The sequence below is a fragment of the Bacteroides sp. An322 genome (genome assembly GCF_002161765.1).
GTDB classification, from domain to species: domain Bacteria; phylum Bacteroidota; class Bacteroidia; order Bacteroidales; family Bacteroidaceae; genus Phocaeicola; species Phocaeicola merdavium.
Genome location: NZ_NFIN01000005.1, coordinates 53,267 through 69,830 on the forward strand (window position 1 = coordinate 53,267; position 16,564 = coordinate 69,830).

Here is a 16,564-nt window from a genome sequence, read left to right on the forward strand (position 1 = left end):
AAATGTATTTCTCTGCGTTTTTGCGTCTCTGCGTTTGTAAAATATGAACTTTGTACAAATCTGACCGCAAAAATAAAACATTCTGTTCGATTAATGCGGATAATCGGAAGATTTTTTCTATTTTTGTTCGTGAAATGAACCAATGACGATACCAATTTATGAAAGAACTTGCAGACTTTATAGACTTTGATATCCATTTTCCTATTACCGACCCCACGTGGATTTTCTTTCTTGTGCTTGTTATTATCCTTTTTGCGCCGATTATTTTGGAACGTCTGCGCATTCCGCATATCATCGGGATGATATTGGCAGGGGTAGTGATAGGCGAGCACGGGTTTAATATCTTGGCGCGCGATAGCAGTTTTGAATTGTTTGGCAAGGTAGGGCTTTATTACATCATGTTCCTTGCCGGGCTGGAAATGAATATGGAGGATTTCAAGAGCATCCGGGTCAAGGCGACGGTATTGGGATTGTTGGCTTTCATTATTCCGTTGGGCATCGGCTTTTGGACGAATATGAACATCCTGGATTATGGTGTGGTCACTTCGGTCTTGCTTGCCAGTATGTATGCCTCGCATACCTTGATTGCTTATCCGATTGTAATCCGTTATGGCATCAACCGCCAGCGTGCGGTAGGCATTGCGGTAGGCGGTACGGCGGTGACCGATACGCTTACCTTGTTGGTCTTGGCGGTCATATCCGGTTTGTATAAAGGGGAGACTTCGGATTATTTTTGGATATGGCTGGTGCTGAAGTTCTTGGTGTTGAGCATCATCATTATGTATACGTTCCCCCGCATCGCCCGTTGGTTCTTCCGCCGGTATAGCGACAATGTGGTGCAGTATATCTTCGTGTTGGCAATGGTTTTCCTTGGCGGGGGATTGATGGAGCTGATAGGCATGGAAGGCATTTTGGGCGCATTCCTTGTGGGATTGTTGCTGAACCGCCTGATACCTCACGTGTCTCCGCTGATGAATCACTTGGAATTTGTAGGCAACGCTTTGTTTATCCCTTATTTCTTGATAGGGGTTGGTATGTTGATTAACCTGAATGTGTTGTTCGGACATGTTGAGTCGATAAAGGTGGCTATGGTGATGATTGTCGTGGCTTTGGCAGGTAAGTGGATTGCCTCATGGCTTACGCAAAAGATTTTCCGGTTGCGTGCCTTAGAGCGTGAACTGATGTTCGGTTTGAGCAATGCGCAGGCGGCGGCTACATTGGCGGCGGTATTGGTGGGATATGGCATTGTCTTGCCTTCGGGCGAACGCTTGTTGAATGAAGATGTGTTGAACGGAACGATTCTCTTGATATTGGTGACGTGTATCGTCAGTTCGTTCATAACCGAACATACCGCCAAGCGGATTGCCATGCACGATGCCGATGTGGAAGAGGAGAAAGAGCAGGAAAAGGAGCGTTTCCTCATTCCGGTGGCGAATCCGGAAACGCTGGAGGGGCTGATGAGCTTGGGCTTGGTGTTGCGTGACGAGAAACTTCCCGATAATTTGGTTGCATTGAGTGTCATCAACGACAATAACGACTCGATAAAGCAGGAAATGCGGAGCAAACGGAACTTGGAACGGGCGGCTCAAATAGCGGCTTCGACCAATGTAAAACTAACCACCGTGAGCCGTTTCGACCTGAACATTACAGCCGGCATTTTGCATACGGCAAAAGAATACGAGGCTACAGGCATCATCATCGGATTGCATTACAAGGCAAGCATTGTTGACTCTTTCTTCGGGAATCTGACCGAGAACTTGTTGAAGAACACCTATCTGCAAGTCATGGTTGTGCGCTTCCAAATGCCGGTCAATACGTTGCGGCGTATCATTGTGGCGGTTCCGTCGAAAGCGGAATTCGAGCATGGTTTCATTAAATGGGTAACTTACATGTGCCGTATGAGCAGCCAGTTGGGATGCCGGGTGCATTTTTATGCTCATCCTCAAACCTTAGGGTATATCCGCGGATATATTCAGAAGAAACACAAAGACACACGGGCGGTTTATTCGGAACTGGATGATTGGAATGATTTGTTGTTGCTTACCGGACAAGTCAATTACGACCATTTATTGGTGATTGTGAGTGCACGTCGCGGTTCTATTTCGTATGATTCCTCTTTCGAGAAATTGCCGATGCAGGTGTCTAAGTATTTTAATAACAATAGCATCATGTTGCTTTATCCAGAGCAAAGGGGAGACCCGAACGAGAGCCTTTCGTTTGCCGACCCGCGCGGGTTTGCCGAAACGCAATATTATGACAAGGTGGGTAATTGGATTTATAAATGGTTTAAGAAACATTCATGAGTGAGGATAGAATAGATTGGCAACAACGTACCGGATTGTTGTTAGGAGAAGAAAAAATGGAGCGTTTGCGCAATGCCCATGTCTTGGTGGTAGGCTTGGGCGGAGTAGGGGCGTATGCCGCCGAGATGTTGTGCCGTGCCGGGGTGGGGCGGATGACTATCGTAGATGCCGATACGGTGCAGCCCACCAATATCAACCGCCAGCTTCCTGCGCTTCATTCCACATTGGGGAAGCCCAAGGCGGAAGTGCTTGCGGAACGCTTTCGGGATATCAATCCCGATGTGCGGCTGGCGGTGCTTCCGGTGTATTTGAAAGATGAGGCTATCCCTGAATTGTTGGATAATAATCGGTTCGATTTTATAGTAGATGCCATTGATACGGTATCTCCGAAATGTTATTTGATATACCACGCTTTGAGGCGGGGCATTAAAATCGTTTGTAGTATGGGTGCTGGAGCGAAGAGCGACATTACCCAAGTCCGTTTTGCCGACCTGTGGGAGACCTATCATTGCGGATTGAGCAAGGCGGTACGGAAACGCTTGCAGAAGATGGGCGTGAAGCGGAAAATCCCCGTGGTGTTCAGTACCGAACAGGCAGACCCGAATGCGGTGGTATTGGTGAATGACGAGCAGAATAAGAAATCGACCACTGGGACTATCAGCTATATGCCGGCGGTGTTCGGATGTTATTTAGCGGAATATGTGATACGCAAATTGTAATGTTGAACACAGAGGCACGGAGACACAGAGTTTTTTAATTAAAAATTAAGACCTATTCTGTGCGGCATCGTATTTAAATTTCTAATTTTCAATTATTAATTTCTCTGTGCCTTTGTGTCTCTGTGTTCGGTTTAAAATGAGATAAACATGATTCAATTAGAAGGAATAACCAAGAGTTTCGGTTCGCTTCAAGTATTGAAGGGAATCGATTTGACTATAAACAAAGGAGAAGTAGTTAGTATCGTAGGGCCCAGCGGAGCCGGAAAGACTACATTGCTTCAGATTATGGGAACGCTGGACAAGCCCGATGCGGGACGCATTGTATTAAATCATGTGGAAGTGAACCGTCTGAAAGATAAAGAACTGGCTGCTTTCCGCAACAAAGAAATCGGGTTCGTGTTCCAGTTTCACCAATTATTGCCCGAGTTTACGGCATTAGAGAACGTGATGATACCGGCATTGATAAACGGCACTTCGGGACGGAACGCGCGGAAAGAAGCGGAAGAGATGCTGGCTTTCTTGGGCTTGGCTGAAAGGGCTTCGCATAAGCCGGCGGAGCTTTCGGGAGGAGAGAAGCAACGGGTAGCTGTAGCCCGTGCATTAATCAATCATCCTTCGGTGATATTGGCGGACGAACCTTCGGGAAGCCTTGATACGCAGAACAAGGAAGAACTGCACCGTTTGTTCTTCGAGTTGCGTGAGAAGTTGGGGCAGACTTTTGTCATCGTCACTCACGATGAAACGCTCGCTTCGCAGACCGACCGCACCATCCATTTGATAGACGGGAGAATCAACGGGGAAAGCACCCATCCGTTCTGATAAGTGCTTCCCCGTTTTTATAGTCAGACAAAATTGGTTTGCGAAAATGGAATTGAACACAGAGACACGGAGGTACAAAGTTTTTTATTTTTAGAGAGGACAAAGTCCACGGAGAAAAGCATTGGCTCTGTGAGCTTTGTCTTCTCTATATTTGTTTTCTCTGTGCCTCTGTGTCTCTGTGTTCAATCTAAAGGGTCCCACATTTCTTTTCGCAATTCATTTCTGATTGACTATAAGACAGATTCAGCCTTTTCTATTTCAAATACATACGATAGAACTCCTCAATCTTATCGAACGGGATCTTTTCGAAGTTGTCATACAAGTCGGTGTGGTTTGCTTCGGGGACAATCAGCAGTTCTTTGTTGTCGCCTTTCAGCATTTTGTATGTGTCTTCACTGAAATAGCGTGAGTGCGCTTTCTCGCCGTGGACGAGCAATACGGCGCTACGGATTTCACCGGCATACGCCAATATCGGCATGTTGAGGAAGGAGAGGGACGAAGTCTTGTTCCATCCTCCGTTCGAATTGAGCGAACGTTTGTGGTATCCGCGTGAAGTCTTGTAATAAGCATGATAATCTTTCACGAATTGCGGAGCGTCTTCGGGCAAGGGGTCGACTACGCCGCCAGCCAGTGCATAATTGCCGTTGAGGTAATCTTCTGTACGTTGGGCGTTCAGTTGTTTGCGTGTCTCGTAACGTGCGTCGGCGTTATCTGCCGCATCGAAATAACCGTTGGCGGTAACGCGGCTCATGTCGTACATCGTAGAAGCCACCGTCGCTTTGATGCGTGTGTCGATGGCTGCGGCGTTGATAGCCATTCCGCCCCAACCGCAGATACCCAGTATGCCGATGCGTTCAGGGTCTGTATCTTCGCGTGTCGACAGATAATCTACGGCTGCACAGAAGTCTTCGGTATTGATGTCGGGCGAAGCCACGTAGCGGGGCTGCCCTCCGCTCTCGCCGGTAAATGAAGGGTCGAAAGCCAGTGTCAGGAATCCGCGTTCAGCCAATGTCTGTGCATAGAGTCCCGATGCTTGTTCTTTTACCGCGCCGAAAGGACCGCAGATAGCAATGGCAGGAAGTTTTCCCGTTGCACCTTTCGGTATGTAAAGGTCGGCAGCCAGTGTGATGCCGTAACGGTTGTGGAACGTTACCTTGGTGTGGTTCACTTTGTCGCTTTTCGGGAACACCTTGTCCCATTCTTGTGTTAAAGTCAATTTCTCTTCCATAAAGCTGTTTGAATTAATTGGATGATTTTGTGCTGTGAGGCTTCCTGCTCCGCATGTGCAGACCAGCAAAGCCATACATAGTTTTTTCAATTCATGTTTCATAACTCAGGTAGGGTCTTGGTTTACGAAGGCAAATATAGCGCAAAAGCCCCACAGTGTTATTGCTGTGAGGCTCAAAGTGTATTGCTGAAAAGTTCAATTTAATTTTATGTGGAAATGCTTGTCGGCGGTATGCCGTACAGCTTTTTGAAAGCGGTAGAGAAATGGGATTGGTTCTTGAAGCCGACTTCGGTATATACATCTGCTATTTTTCGTCCTCCTTGCTTCATTAAGTCGTATGCCACTTCCAGCCGTTTCCGTATCAGCCACTTTTCGGGAGTGAGGTCGCTCACTTTCTTGAAGTCCCGCTTGAAGGTGGCAAGGCTTCGTCCGGTGTAGTGCGCTAATTCTTCCATCGAGAACTCATACATATAGTTTTGGTTCATGAAGTCGAGGATGTCTATCTTCCACGGTTCGTTGAAGTCGAACAACATCGGTGCAAAACGCTTGTCGATGTGGAGCAAGGCAAGCAGTCCTTCTTGCAACTTCAATTGCATCAAATCGTCTTGCGGCTTTACGTTCGGGTCGAAATACGGAACCATGGAGGCGAAAAGGCTGGCGAGTTCGGCGGTTTGGGGCAGCTTGATGACGCCCGAAGCCAACTTAGGTGTATGCTCCGGTGTTTTGTATTGCTTGAATTTCGTGTACATCTCTTTCAGGAAGCTACGGGTGAACATCAGGAAGATGCCGCAATATCTTTCTCCTCCGGCGGTCCGTTTATACATGGTGATGTGATGATCGCGGGGGATGAATACGCATTCGCCTTTTCCCACGTGTATCTGTTCTTTGCCATTATCAAGCAGCATTTCTCCCGAGTAGACGTAATTCATGGCGTATTCGCGCGAGCGGTGGATGCATCCGCTGGTATCATCGTAGAAAAAGCTGAAGAAAATGTTATTGTAGTTGAATATCATTTTCATCGGACCGGAAAGGTCTTCCGCTTGGTTTTGTCGTTCCATGTGATTGTTTTTTTGAATGTCCGCAAAAAGCCAACGTAGGGGCGTATGCGGACATTTTAATTATAATCTGCGAAAATCTGCGTTTCTTTATAATATAAGGTGTACGATTTGCGGGTTATGGTCGGAGAGGAACTTGCCTTCCGATTCCGCTTCTTTCGGTATGAAGCTATCTGTCACTTTGATGTTCGAAGTGACAAAGATAAAATCGATTTTCTCGCATTGTTCCGAAGGAATGCGTCCGAAGTCGTGGAAGGTATAGTCTACTCCCGTCCGTTTGCCGGCGATTTTCATAGCGTCTTTCAGTACGAACGGATTGGTGGTAATGGTGCGATAGGCTTCCGAGGCTTCGTTTACGTTGAAGTCTCCGGTCAGTACAGCCGGGCGGTCTCCTACTATTTTTTTTATCTTCTTGATAATCAATAAGGCACTTTCACGCCGGGCGGTGACGCCTACATGGTCGAAGTGGGTATTGACCGCCATGAACACCTTGCCCGTCTGCTTGTCTTTCATTTTTGCCCATGTCGCGATACGGGTACATGCTCCGTCCCATCCGATGAACCCTACGCTATCGGGGTATTGCGAAAGCCAGAACGTGTTGCTATCCAACACTTCAAACCGTTCTTCTTTATACAAGAGAGGGGCATATTCGCCTTGGGTTTTCCCATCGTCGCGTCCCACTCCGATGACTTTGTAACCGGGCAGGCGTTGCAACAGGTCTTCCAACTGGTTGTGAAGCACTTCTTGCATCCCTACGATGTCCATGTCTTGTGCTTGGATAAACCGGGTGGCGGTATCTTTGCGGAATTGCCAGTTATTCAGTGAGTCGGCAGGGTTGTCATACCGGATATTGAACGTGGCCCAAGTAATCGTCTGTGCTTGACATAACGAGGAGAAAAACGTTGATGTTATAAAGGCTATAGCCCAAAAAAGTCTTTTCATAATTATTTGTTTAGATTCTTATATTCCGCTAAGATACAAAATATATAGGAAAAACTCCGTATATTTGTACCAAAATTGTTTTTTATGAGTCATATACGGTTAGGAAAATACAATCAGTTGGAAGTTGTGAAGGAAGTAGACTTCGGTGTTTATTTGAATGGTGATGAGGACGGTGAAATCTTGTTGCCCAAGCGATACGTGCCCGAAGGGTGTGTGCCGGGCGATATGCTGAATGTGTTCATCTATTTGGATATGGATGAACGGTTGGTGGCTACAACCCTGCAACCGTACGCTCAGGTTGGCGAGTTCGCTTGTCTGGAAGTGGCATGGGTCAACCAGTTCGGGGCGTTCTTGAATTGGGGGCTTATGAAAGACTTGTTTGTGCCTTATCGGGAACAGAAGGCAAAGATGGTAAAGGGCGGCAAATACATAGTCTATGTGTACATTGACGAGGAAAGCTATCGTATCGTAGCTTCTGCCAAGGTGGAACATTTTTTGTCGAAAGAGCGTCCGGAGTATGAAGCCGGCGAAGAAGTGGATGTCTTGGTATGGCAACGTACAGATTTGGGCTACAAGGTGATTGTGGATAATAAGTTTAGCGGTATGATTTATCATAACGAAGTGTTCCAGCCGTTAAGCCCGGGAAAATGCCTGCAGGCTTATATCAAACAAGTGCGCGAAGACGGAAAGATTGATTTGGCTTTACAGAAAGCCGGTTTTGAAAAGGTAGATGATTTTGCGGAAACGTTGCTTCAATACATTGAGGCTCAGGGCGGGTTTACCACCATGAACGACAAGACCGAGGCGGCTGTAATCTATAATACGTTTGGCGTAAGCAAGAAAACATTCAAGAAAGCGGTCGGCGATTTATATAAGAAACGTTTGATTATGTTGGAAGAAGGAGGTATCCGGATTGTTCCGCAAGACTGATAAAATTGAGAATTGAAAATTATCCATGCGGCATCGCAATTTTTAATTTTCAATTCTCAATTTTCAATTTATTTAGATGGACAATTCATGAAGCACGTTCACCAGTTCACGGTCGATAGGCTTATCGTTCTTAATGGCTTTGCTGAATGGAACATATACGATTTGGTCGTTTTCGATACCAATCATTACGTTGCGTTGTCCTTCCATCAGAGCTTGGATGCTGGCTACACCCATACGGCTGGCGATGATACGGTCGTGTGCCGTGGGGCTTCCTCCGCGTTGCAAGTGACCCAATATAGTGACACGTACATCGTATTGCGGATATTCGTTCTTCACACGTTCGGCATAGTGCATGGCTCCTCCGGTGATTTCACTTTCGGCAACAAGCACGATGGAGCTGCTCTTCGACTTGCGGAATCCGTTTTTGATGAACTCTTCCAATTGGTCTACTTCCGTATTAAACTCAGGGATAATAGCAGCTTCGGCTCCTGCGGCGATGGCGCCATTCAAAGCAAGGAATCCGGCATCACGTCCCATCACTTCTACGAAGAAAAGACGCTCGTGTGAGGTAGCTGTGTCGCGGATTTTATCTACGGCATCCAGGATTGTATTCAATGCGGTATCATAACCGATGGTTGTATCTGTTCCGTATAAGTCATTGTCGATGGTTCCGGGCAAGCCGATGCAAGGAATGTCGTATTCTTGAGCCAACAAGCGTGCTCCGGTCAGCGAACCGTCTCCTCCGATGACAATCAAAGCATCGATTTCTTCACGTTGCATGGTTTCGTATGCAATCTTACGTCCTTCTGGAGTCTTGAATTCCTGGCAACGTGCTGTCTTCAGGATGGTTCCTCCTTGCTGGATGATGTTGCTTACATTTTGTGTTTTGAATTCTTGGATTTCTCCTGTAATCAAGCCTTTGTATCCTCTGTAGATGCCTTTTACTCTCAGTCCGTTATAAATGGCTGAACGTGTCACAGCACGGATAGCTGCGTTCATACCCGGGGCATCGCCTCCCGAAGTCAGAATACCAATACATTTAATAGTTCCCATAAAAAAATGTCATTCGTTAATTATCGTATGTGGCAAAGGTATTAAAAATCTCATGTACAAGCAAATGTATTACCTTCTATTTTTATGTTTTTTGTTATCGAAAGAATGGCGTCCTTGCATGCTTCCATCAGCCATTTCGGAGTGGATGTCGCTCCGCAAATGCCTATCGAGTGCGCTTCGTGCAATAAAAGCGGGTCTATTTCTTCCGGTTTGTCAATCTGATACGAGTTCGGATTGACTTTATGGCATTCTTGGAAAAGTATTTTGCCGTTCGAACTTTTGTGTCCGCATACGAAGAATACCAAATCGTGTGCGGAGGCAAACTTGCGTATTTCGGGCATACGGTTTGCCACTTGCCGGCAAATGGTGTCATAATATTGGAAAGTGGTAGGGGGGACGATATGTGCCTGAATGTAGGCAACTATTTCCCTGAATTCATCGAGTGATTTGGTGGTTTGCGAATACAGGCGGATGTGCTTGGTGAAATCCAGCCGTTTGGCTTCTTCCAAATTCTCGATGACGATAGCTTTCCCGTTGGTTTGCCCTACTAACCCCAAGACTTCGGCATGCCCGTTCTTTCCGAATATGACGATTTGCTTGTCTTTCCCGTCCGGGCTTTCTGTATCAAATTCCTGCTTGATGCGTTTTTGCAGGCGCAGGACTACAGGGCAGGTGGCGTCGATGATTTCTATATTGTTCTCCCGTGCTTGTTGGTAGGTTTGGGGAGGTTCGCCGTGGGCTCTGAGCAATACTTTCACGTGGTTAAGCCGAGCGAATCTTTCATGGTCGATGGTGATAAGTCCGAGTTCTTTCAGCCGTTCGCATTCTTGTCCGTTGTGTACGATGTCGCCCAGGCAATATAAGGTGTCTCCTTTCGCCAGTTCTTCTTCGGCTTTCTTGATAGCGGTGGTCACCCCGAAGCAGAAGCCGGAACTTTCGTCGATTTCCACTTGTTTTTCGTTCGGTTCCATCATTGGGCTACGTGTTTGTATTGGTTAATCAGCCATTCTTTTTGTTCCGTAAGAGTCATATTGCTATTGTCCAACAAGATGGCATCATCCGCTTTGCGCAACGGACTGACTTCTCTTGTCTGGTCGATGCGGTCCCGCTCTTCCACGTTATGCAGGATGTCTTCGTACGATGCGTGTTGTCCTTTGGCTTGTAATTCGTCATACCGGCGTTGGGCGCGGATTTCGGGAGATGCGGTGACGAATATCTTCAGTTCCGCATCGGGGAATACCGTAGTGCCGATATCCCGTCCGTCCATGACAATGCCTTTTTCCTTGCCCATTTCTTGTTGCTGGCGTACCAGTGCCTCGCGCACAAAGCCGAGTGCAGCTACAGGGCTGACCTTCGAAGAAACCTCCAACGTGCGGATTTGGTTTTCCACGTCTTTTCCGTTCAGGTAAGTACGGGGAAGAGAGGTTGTTGGGTCCAGCCGGAAAGAAATGTGTATTTGGCTGATGTCCCGTTTCAGTTCATCGGTCTTTATTTCACCTTCCGGACTGAAGAGTCCGTGCTCGATGCAATAAAGGGTTACGGCACGGTACATGGCTCCGCTATCTATATAGATGTAGCCGATTTCTTTCGCCAGGTCTTTTGCCATGGTGCTTTTTCCGCACGACGAAAATCCGTCGATGGCAATGGTTATCTTTTTCATCTTTTTCTTTTGCTTTGTGATTTGGCTTCAAAGATACGCATTTTTTCTGTATAATTCTTCCTTTATCCGATGGGTCGTTTTAAGTTTTCCATTATATTTGCAGGACAGAGTATCTAAAACGAAAAAAGAATATCATGAAACAACAAACACCGAAGGAATTACAAGAGCTTTTCCATTTGTACCTGAATGGGCTGGCTTATGCCCGTGCCCCGAAGGGGTTGTACGAACCGATAGAATATGTGCTCGACATTGGCGGGAAGCGTATACGCCCCGTGTTAATGTTGCTTGCTTATAACTTGTTTAAAGAAGACGTGCAGTCTGTCCTTCCGCAGGCGGCAGCCTTGGAGACCTATCATAACTTTACTTTGCTGCATGATGACTTGATGGATAAGGCAGATATGCGCCGAAGCAAACCTACCGTACACAAGCGCTGGAACGAGAATACAGCTATCCTTTCAGGCGATGCGATGATTATCCTTGCCTATCAGTTTTTGATGAAAGGTTGTCCGGAGGAATATGTGCGCTCTGTGATGGACGTTTTTTCACAGACTGCCCTTGAAGTGTGCGAGGGACAACAATGGGATATGGAGTTTGAAAACCGCCAAGATGTGACGGTGGACGAGTATATGGAAATGATACGTCTGAAGACTTCAGTGTTGCTGGCAGGGGCATTAAAGATGGGTGCCATACTGGGCGGTGCTTCCGTTTCGGATGCACAGAAGTTATACGATTTTGGCATCCAGATTGGTCTTGCATTTCAGTTGCAGGATGATTATTTGGATGTTTACGGTGATCCGGAAGTCTTCGGAAAGAATATCGGAGGGGATATTTTGTGCAACAAGAAGACATTCATGCTGATTACGGCTTTCGAACGTGCTGATGAGGCTACGGAAGCGGAATTGCGGAACTGGATGACCATGGAGAAATATGACCCTGCCCAGAAGATAGAAGCCGTTACGGCTATATATAATAAGGAGAAGATAGGGGATATTTGTCAAGCGAAGATAGAAGGCTATTACCGCCAAGGGATGCAGTTGCTGGAAGAAGTGAATGTCGAACCCGCATATAAGCAACACCTGCTGGGCTTTGTGCAGGGATGGATGCATCGTAATTTATAAATGAAGAAGGAAAGGGTTGTTATGGTTCATTTGATAGATACACATACCCATTTGTTCGTGGAAGAGTTTGATGAAGACCGTGAATTGGCATTAATTCGTGCAAAGGAAGCTGGAGTGACACGTTTGTTTATGCCCAATATTGACGATGATTCGGTTGAGCAGATGCTGGCTTTTTGTGATGCACACGAAGATTGTTATCCGATGATTGGGTTGCATCCCACTTCGGTGGATGAAGGTTGGAAATCCCGATTGGAACGGATAGAACATTGGTTTCGTTCCGGTCATGTTTTTTATGGAATCGGAGAAGTCGGCATGGACTTATATTGGGATTCCACTTACCGGAAGGAACAGATGGAAGTTTTAGACAGGCAAGTGGGCTGGGCTTTGGAAGCTGGTCTGCCATTGATCGTTCATTGTCGTGAGGCGTATCCCGAATTGCTGGAAGTTTTGACACCGTATAAGAACGAGCCTTTATTTGGTATTTTCCATAGCTTTACGGGAACGGTGGATGATGCGGAGAAATTATTGGAGTATACAGGTTTCATGTTGGGCATCAATGGAGTGGTGACATTCAAGAAAAGCACGCTGGCTGAAGTCTTGAAAAAAGCCGTTCCTATCAGGCGCATTGTCTTGGAAACCGATTCTCCCTATTTGGCTCCGGTGCCTTATCGGGGGACGCGGAATGAGAGCGCGTATATTGTAAAAGTAGCTGAAAAGCTATCAGATGTTTACGGGAAACCCTTAGGCGATATAGCAAGTATAACGTCTTCCAATGCCTTGAAAGTATTCCGAAAACATAGGGAAGCGTTTTAAAATATCTTAATTTCATCCTTTCAGGCGAATTTTAAGCGAAGAAATGCGGTTAGAATGGAAAAAAAGAATACTTTTGCAAACCAAATCATAGGGAATTGCATTTCCGAGTTGTGATTCGCCTGAAAATTGAAAAGGAGAGGTGCTCGAGTGGTTGAAGAGGCACGCCTGGAAAGCGTGTATACGCCAAAAGCGTATCACGGGTTCGAATCCCGTTCTCTCCGCAGTAGTAGAATCTGTCTGTAACGGTTCCGGAATAATCAGCAAAAGTCTCTTTTACCTCAATAGATGAAGTCTTCCTGTAGCATATATTCTACCCCTGTTGGCGCTTGGAAGATATTCAGATTCATTTTATGGTACAATATTACAAAATAATAAGAGATAACACAGAGAATGTGTGGACATTCGACAAGAAATTTGTAAGTTTGTGCTCAAAATTTAAAAGCTAGAAATATGAAAAAGATGATTTTGTTTATTTTTGCCCTGCTGGCATGCCATGCGGGTTATGCCCAATACTTTTGTACGATAGAGGGGGCAGAGCTTCATTATGTGAATTACGATGAAGCGGGGCAAAGCGTATCGAACGAGACGGCTGTAGTAGGATATGTCGGGAGAGACGGGAATAACCTATCGGCGGCATACGTGAATAAGATTGTGACCAACAAGCTGAAGGGGAACACCAGCTATACCCGATTCGACTGGAATTATGACGGAAATCAGACGGTTTGTGTGGAAGATTTGGGGTTCGGACCGTATATCGACTCCGATTCCGACCCTGCCAAATACAATACTGCGGCACGTGCAGCCATGCAAGAGGAATTGAAGTTTAAGGGTGACAATTCGTTGATTCTCAAACGGAATGCAAAGGCAGGCGAGAGTATGCCCGACCGTTCGTATTCGCTTATCGTAAATATGCTGAAAAACGAGATTACCTTGTCGGGTGCCACTTACATGGGAGAAGAACGGATAAGTACTACCGCCGGTAAGTTCGATTGCATCAAGATTTCGTATCTGAAGCGCACGAAAGTCTTGCTGAAGACCACCACCCACCGCATCAACGAATGGTATGCCGAAGGCATCGGGTTGGTGAAATCCGAATCGTTTGATATGAAAGGCAAACCGGCAGGAAAGACTTTGCTGGTGAAAATCGTGAAGTAGTTAATAGTTATAGCCAATCAGAAATGAATTTGCGAAAGATGTGCGGCTTATTTCATTGAACACAAAGACACGGAGGCACAGAGTTTTAATTTTAGAGAAGACAAAGTCCACCGAGAAAAGCACTGACTCTGTGAACTTTGTCTTCTCTTCTATATTTATTTCTTTGTGCCTCTGTGTCTCTGTGTTCAATTTTAACTATTCATTATTCGCTATTAACTTGCTAAATGATTTCAATCCCTTGCTCCTCGCAAAGCTTCAGGCTCAGTTCTTTCAGCTTGAACTTCTGTATTTTCCCGCTTCCCGTCATGGGGAACTCTTTCACGAAGAAGATGTATTTCGGGATTTTATAACGGGCTATCTTGCCTTCGCAGAACTCGCGCACGTCGAACTCGTTCATCGTGTATCCTTCGTGCAGGATGATGAACGCGCCCACCGCTTCGCCGTATTTCTTCGACGGCACTCCGGCTACCTGCACGTCCTTGATGCCCGGCATCTGATAGAGGAATTCTTCTATCTCGCGCGGGTAGATGTTCTCGCCGCCGCGGATAATCATGTCCTTGATGCGTCCCGTGATGCGGTAGTTCCCGTCCGCGTCCTTCACGCCCAAGTCGCCCGAATGGAGGAATCCGTTCTTGTCTATCACTTCGGCGGTGGCTTGCGGGTTCTTGTAATAGCCCTTCATGTTGTTATACCCGCGGTTGCACATCTCGCCTTGCACGCCTACGGGACATTCCTCGCCCGTATCGGGGTCGATGACCTTCACTTCGGTAAACTCGAAGTCATGCCCTACGGTGTTGTAGCGCACTTCGGCAGGGTCGTCTATGCGGCTATGCGTCATGCCCGGCGAAGTCTCGGTCAGCCCGTACACGCTGGTTACGCGCATGTGCATCTTTTCTTCCACCTGCTTCATCAGTTCCACCGGGCAGAGCGACCCTGCCATGATGCCCGTGCGCAGGCAGGTCAGGTCGAACAGGTCGAACATCGGGTGGTTCAGCTCGGCGATGAACATCGTGGGCACGCCGTAGAGTGCCGTGCAACGTTCCTTATGAACGGACGCTAATACCACTAACGGGTCGAAACGCTCTACCATCACTTCCGTACATCCGTGGGTGAGGCAGTTCATCGTGGCAAGCACCACGCCGAAGCAATGGAACAAGGGGACGCATACGCACAACTTGTCGTCTTGGGTGAACTTCATGTGCTCTCCGGTCAGGAATCCGTTGTTGGCGATATTGTAATGGGTCAGCATCACGCCTTTAGGGAAGCCGGTCGTCCCCGAAGTGTATTGCATGTTCACCGTATCGTGGCAATTCACCTTCTTTTTCGCTTCCGCTAACACCTCGTCTTCGATGTTGTTCCCTAACAAGAGGATTTCAGCCGTGTTATACATCCCGCGGTATTTCTCCTGTCCGATGTAGATGACGTTGCGCATGTGGGGGAAACGCTTGCTCTTCATGTGCCCGCGCTCGAAGGTTTTCAGTTCGGGCAGCATGGTGTAGGTCATTTCCACAAAGTTGCTGTCCCTTTCCCCGTCTACGATGCAGAGGGTGTGCATGTCTGAGTTTTCGCACAAATACTCCAGCTCGGCTTGCTTGTAGTTGGTGTTCACCGTAACGGCTACGGCACCTATCTTGGCACAAGCGTAGAGGAAAGTCAGCCAGTCGGGCACGTTCTTCGCCCAAATTCCCACGTGTGTGCCGTGGGTCACGCCGATGGCGAGCAGCCCCTTCGCCATGTTGTCCACACGGCGGTTGAACTGGCTCCACGTAAAGCGCAGGTTGCGGTCGGAATAGACCAAGTATTCTTTATCCGGCGACACGGCAGCCCAATGCTCCAGCCAGTCGCCCAGTGTTCGTTCTGAGAGTTGTAACATAAGTTCTTGAGTTTTTCACCACAGATTACACAGATTGAATTAATAATCTCCGTGTCTTCTAATGGTGAATATAAAATATTATTTTAATCTGTGTAATCTGTGGTGAAACATATACCAAGTGTTAAACCGGCGTATAGATTACCGCCAGAATCTGGGCAGCTTGCCCTTCGTAAGCGTGTACGTGATGCGGTACGATGGAATCGTAATAAATCGTGTCCCCTTCTTCCAGGATGTAAGTGTATTTGCCGTAATTGATTTCCAGCATTCCTTTCAGCACCATGATGAATTCCTCCCCTTCGTGCGCCGAGAGCGTAAACGCGTCCTTGTTCGCGTCGATGTCGATGATGAACGGTTCCATGTGGCGGTCTGCCTTGCTCCGCGAAAGCGAATGGTAATGCATGTGCTGGCGGGCGTTGGTGGCGTTGTTCGAGAAGCTGATGGTGTCGTCCGCTTCCCCGCGCCGGCAGATGACGGGACCCGCTTCATCGTTCTGGTCATCCAGGAAAGTGCCCAAGCGGACTCCCAGCGCACGTGCCAGTTTCAAGAGCGGAGCCAGCGAAGGGATGTCAATGTTCTGTTCGATGCGTTCGATTTGTTCTGCCGACAATCCTGTGCGTTCGGCAAGTTCGTCTATACTGATTTCTTTTGTTGTTCGCAATGCTTTTATCTTTTCACCGATAACATTCGTGCGGTCCATAGTATACGTGTTTTTTTGTTGTTATGTTTGATATTCAATTTGATATGTGGCAAAGGTAATCATTTTTCCGAAAACAAGCAATAGGGGGAAACGGGAAAATGCGTCTCTCCTTCCGTTTTCTTTCTTTTCAGATGATTAAACCACTATGAATCAATACAATATACACGATTTATTTTACCGTAGGGGCGGGGTCTGCCCG

The 16,564-nt window shown here is 47.0% G+C and carries 15 protein-coding genes and 1 tRNA gene; 8 read left to right on the forward strand and 8 right to left on the reverse strand.

The window, feature by feature from the left end; all coding sequences use genetic code 11:
- Positions 1 to 158 precede the first annotated feature (158 nt).
- The 3 genes from B5F91_RS04135 (at position 159) to B5F91_RS04145 (ending at position 3,841) form a co-directional block, all read left to right on the forward strand.
- Entirely contained in the window at positions 159 to 2,303 is a 2,145-nt protein-coding gene (locus B5F91_RS04135; protein WP_087427854.1) for a cation:proton antiporter, read from the forward strand.
- Complete coding sequence (locus B5F91_RS04140; RefSeq protein WP_087427855.1) at positions 2,300 to 3,022, forward strand: tRNA threonylcarbamoyladenosine dehydratase; 723 nt, start codon at positions 2,300 to 2,302, stop codon at positions 3,020 to 3,022. Before B5F91_RS04135 ends, B5F91_RS04140 begins: the two co-directional genes overlap by 4 nt.
- 147 nt (positions 3,023 to 3,169) lie before the next feature.
- Entirely contained in the window at positions 3,170 to 3,841 is a 672-nt protein-coding gene (locus tag B5F91_RS04145) for an ABC transporter ATP-binding protein (RefSeq protein WP_087427856.1), read from the forward strand.
- A 253-nt stretch (positions 3,842 to 4,094) separates the two neighbouring features.
- Here B5F91_RS04145 and B5F91_RS04150 read toward each other — a convergent pair whose 3' ends face one another.
- The 3 genes from B5F91_RS04150 to B5F91_RS04160 all read right to left on the reverse strand — a co-directional run bounded on the left by B5F91_RS04150 (position 4,095) and on the right by B5F91_RS04160 (position 7,066).
- Positions 4,095 to 5,171, reverse strand: a complete 1,077-nt coding sequence (locus B5F91_RS04150; RefSeq protein ID WP_087427857.1) for an alpha/beta hydrolase — start codon at positions 5,169 to 5,171, stop codon at positions 4,095 to 4,097.
- Positions 5,172 to 5,275: 104 nt separating this feature from the next.
- Positions 5,276 to 6,088, reverse strand: coding sequence for an AraC family transcriptional regulator (locus tag B5F91_RS04155; RefSeq protein ID WP_087427941.1), 813 nt, complete (start codon positions 6,086 to 6,088; stop codon positions 5,276 to 5,278).
- Between the two features lie 126 nt (positions 6,089 to 6,214).
- On the reverse strand, positions 6,215 to 7,066 hold the full coding sequence (locus B5F91_RS04160) for an endonuclease/exonuclease/phosphatase family protein (RefSeq protein ID WP_087427858.1): 852 nt from the start codon (positions 7,064 to 7,066) through the stop codon (positions 6,215 to 6,217).
- 84 nt (positions 7,067 to 7,150) lie between these two features.
- Between B5F91_RS04160 and B5F91_RS04165 the strand changes: the two genes are divergently transcribed.
- Positions 7,151 to 7,996: a S1-like domain-containing RNA-binding protein gene (locus tag B5F91_RS04165; RefSeq protein ID WP_087427859.1), complete on the forward strand. Its 846-nt coding sequence runs from the start codon at positions 7,151 to 7,153 to the stop codon at positions 7,994 to 7,996.
- Positions 7,997 to 8,068: 72 nt separating this feature from the next.
- Here B5F91_RS04165 and pfkA read toward each other — a convergent pair whose 3' ends face one another.
- The 3 genes from pfkA to cmk are packed head-to-tail and all read right to left on the reverse strand — an operon-like array spanning position 8,069 to position 10,709.
- The gene (gene pfkA, locus B5F91_RS04170; RefSeq protein ID WP_013619221.1) at positions 8,069 to 9,049 is read right to left on the reverse strand and encodes a 6-phosphofructokinase; all 981 of its coding nucleotides are present in this window, start codon (positions 9,047 to 9,049) and stop codon (positions 8,069 to 8,071) included.
- A gap of 50 nt (positions 9,050 to 9,099) precedes the next feature.
- The gene (locus B5F91_RS04175; RefSeq protein WP_162611692.1) at positions 9,100 to 10,023 is read right to left on the reverse strand and encodes a 4-hydroxy-3-methylbut-2-enyl diphosphate reductase; all 924 of its coding nucleotides are present in this window, start codon (positions 10,021 to 10,023) and stop codon (positions 9,100 to 9,102) included.
- Positions 10,020 to 10,709 (reverse strand): (d)CMP kinase, encoded by a 690-nt coding sequence (cmk, locus tag B5F91_RS04180; RefSeq protein ID WP_087427860.1) that lies wholly within the window; start codon positions 10,707 to 10,709, stop codon positions 10,020 to 10,022. Before cmk ends, B5F91_RS04175 begins: the two co-directional genes overlap by 4 nt.
- Before the next feature lie 134 nt (positions 10,710 to 10,843).
- Between cmk and B5F91_RS04185 the strand changes: the two genes are divergently transcribed.
- From B5F91_RS04185 to B5F91_RS04200, 4 genes are all read left to right on the forward strand, one after another.
- On the forward strand, positions 10,844 to 11,827 hold the full coding sequence (locus B5F91_RS04185; RefSeq protein WP_087427861.1) for a polyprenyl synthetase family protein: 984 nt from the start codon (positions 10,844 to 10,846) through the stop codon (positions 11,825 to 11,827).
- A 21-nt stretch (positions 11,828 to 11,848) separates the two neighbouring features.
- Positions 11,849 to 12,640, forward strand: a complete 792-nt coding sequence (locus B5F91_RS04190; RefSeq protein WP_087427943.1) for a TatD family hydrolase — start codon at positions 11,849 to 11,851, stop codon at positions 12,638 to 12,640.
- 133 nt (positions 12,641 to 12,773) lie between these two features.
- Positions 12,774 to 12,861 (forward strand) — tRNA-Ser (locus B5F91_RS04195).
- Positions 12,862 to 13,090: 229 nt separating this feature from the next.
- Positions 13,091 to 13,795, forward strand: a complete 705-nt coding sequence (locus B5F91_RS04200; protein WP_087427862.1) for a hypothetical protein — start codon at positions 13,091 to 13,093, stop codon at positions 13,793 to 13,795.
- Between the two features lie 220 nt (positions 13,796 to 14,015).
- Here B5F91_RS04200 and B5F91_RS04205 read toward each other — a convergent pair whose 3' ends face one another.
- Together B5F91_RS04205 and B5F91_RS04210 are read right to left on the reverse strand one after the other, a co-directional pair.
- Complete coding sequence (locus B5F91_RS04205; RefSeq protein ID WP_087427863.1) at positions 14,016 to 15,668, reverse strand: AMP-binding protein; 1,653 nt, start codon at positions 15,666 to 15,668, stop codon at positions 14,016 to 14,018.
- A 121-nt stretch (positions 15,669 to 15,789) separates the two neighbouring features.
- Entirely contained in the window at positions 15,790 to 16,365 is a 576-nt protein-coding gene (locus B5F91_RS04210) for an XRE family transcriptional regulator (protein WP_087427864.1), read from the reverse strand.
- Between the last annotated feature and the right edge of the window lie 199 nt (positions 16,366 to 16,564).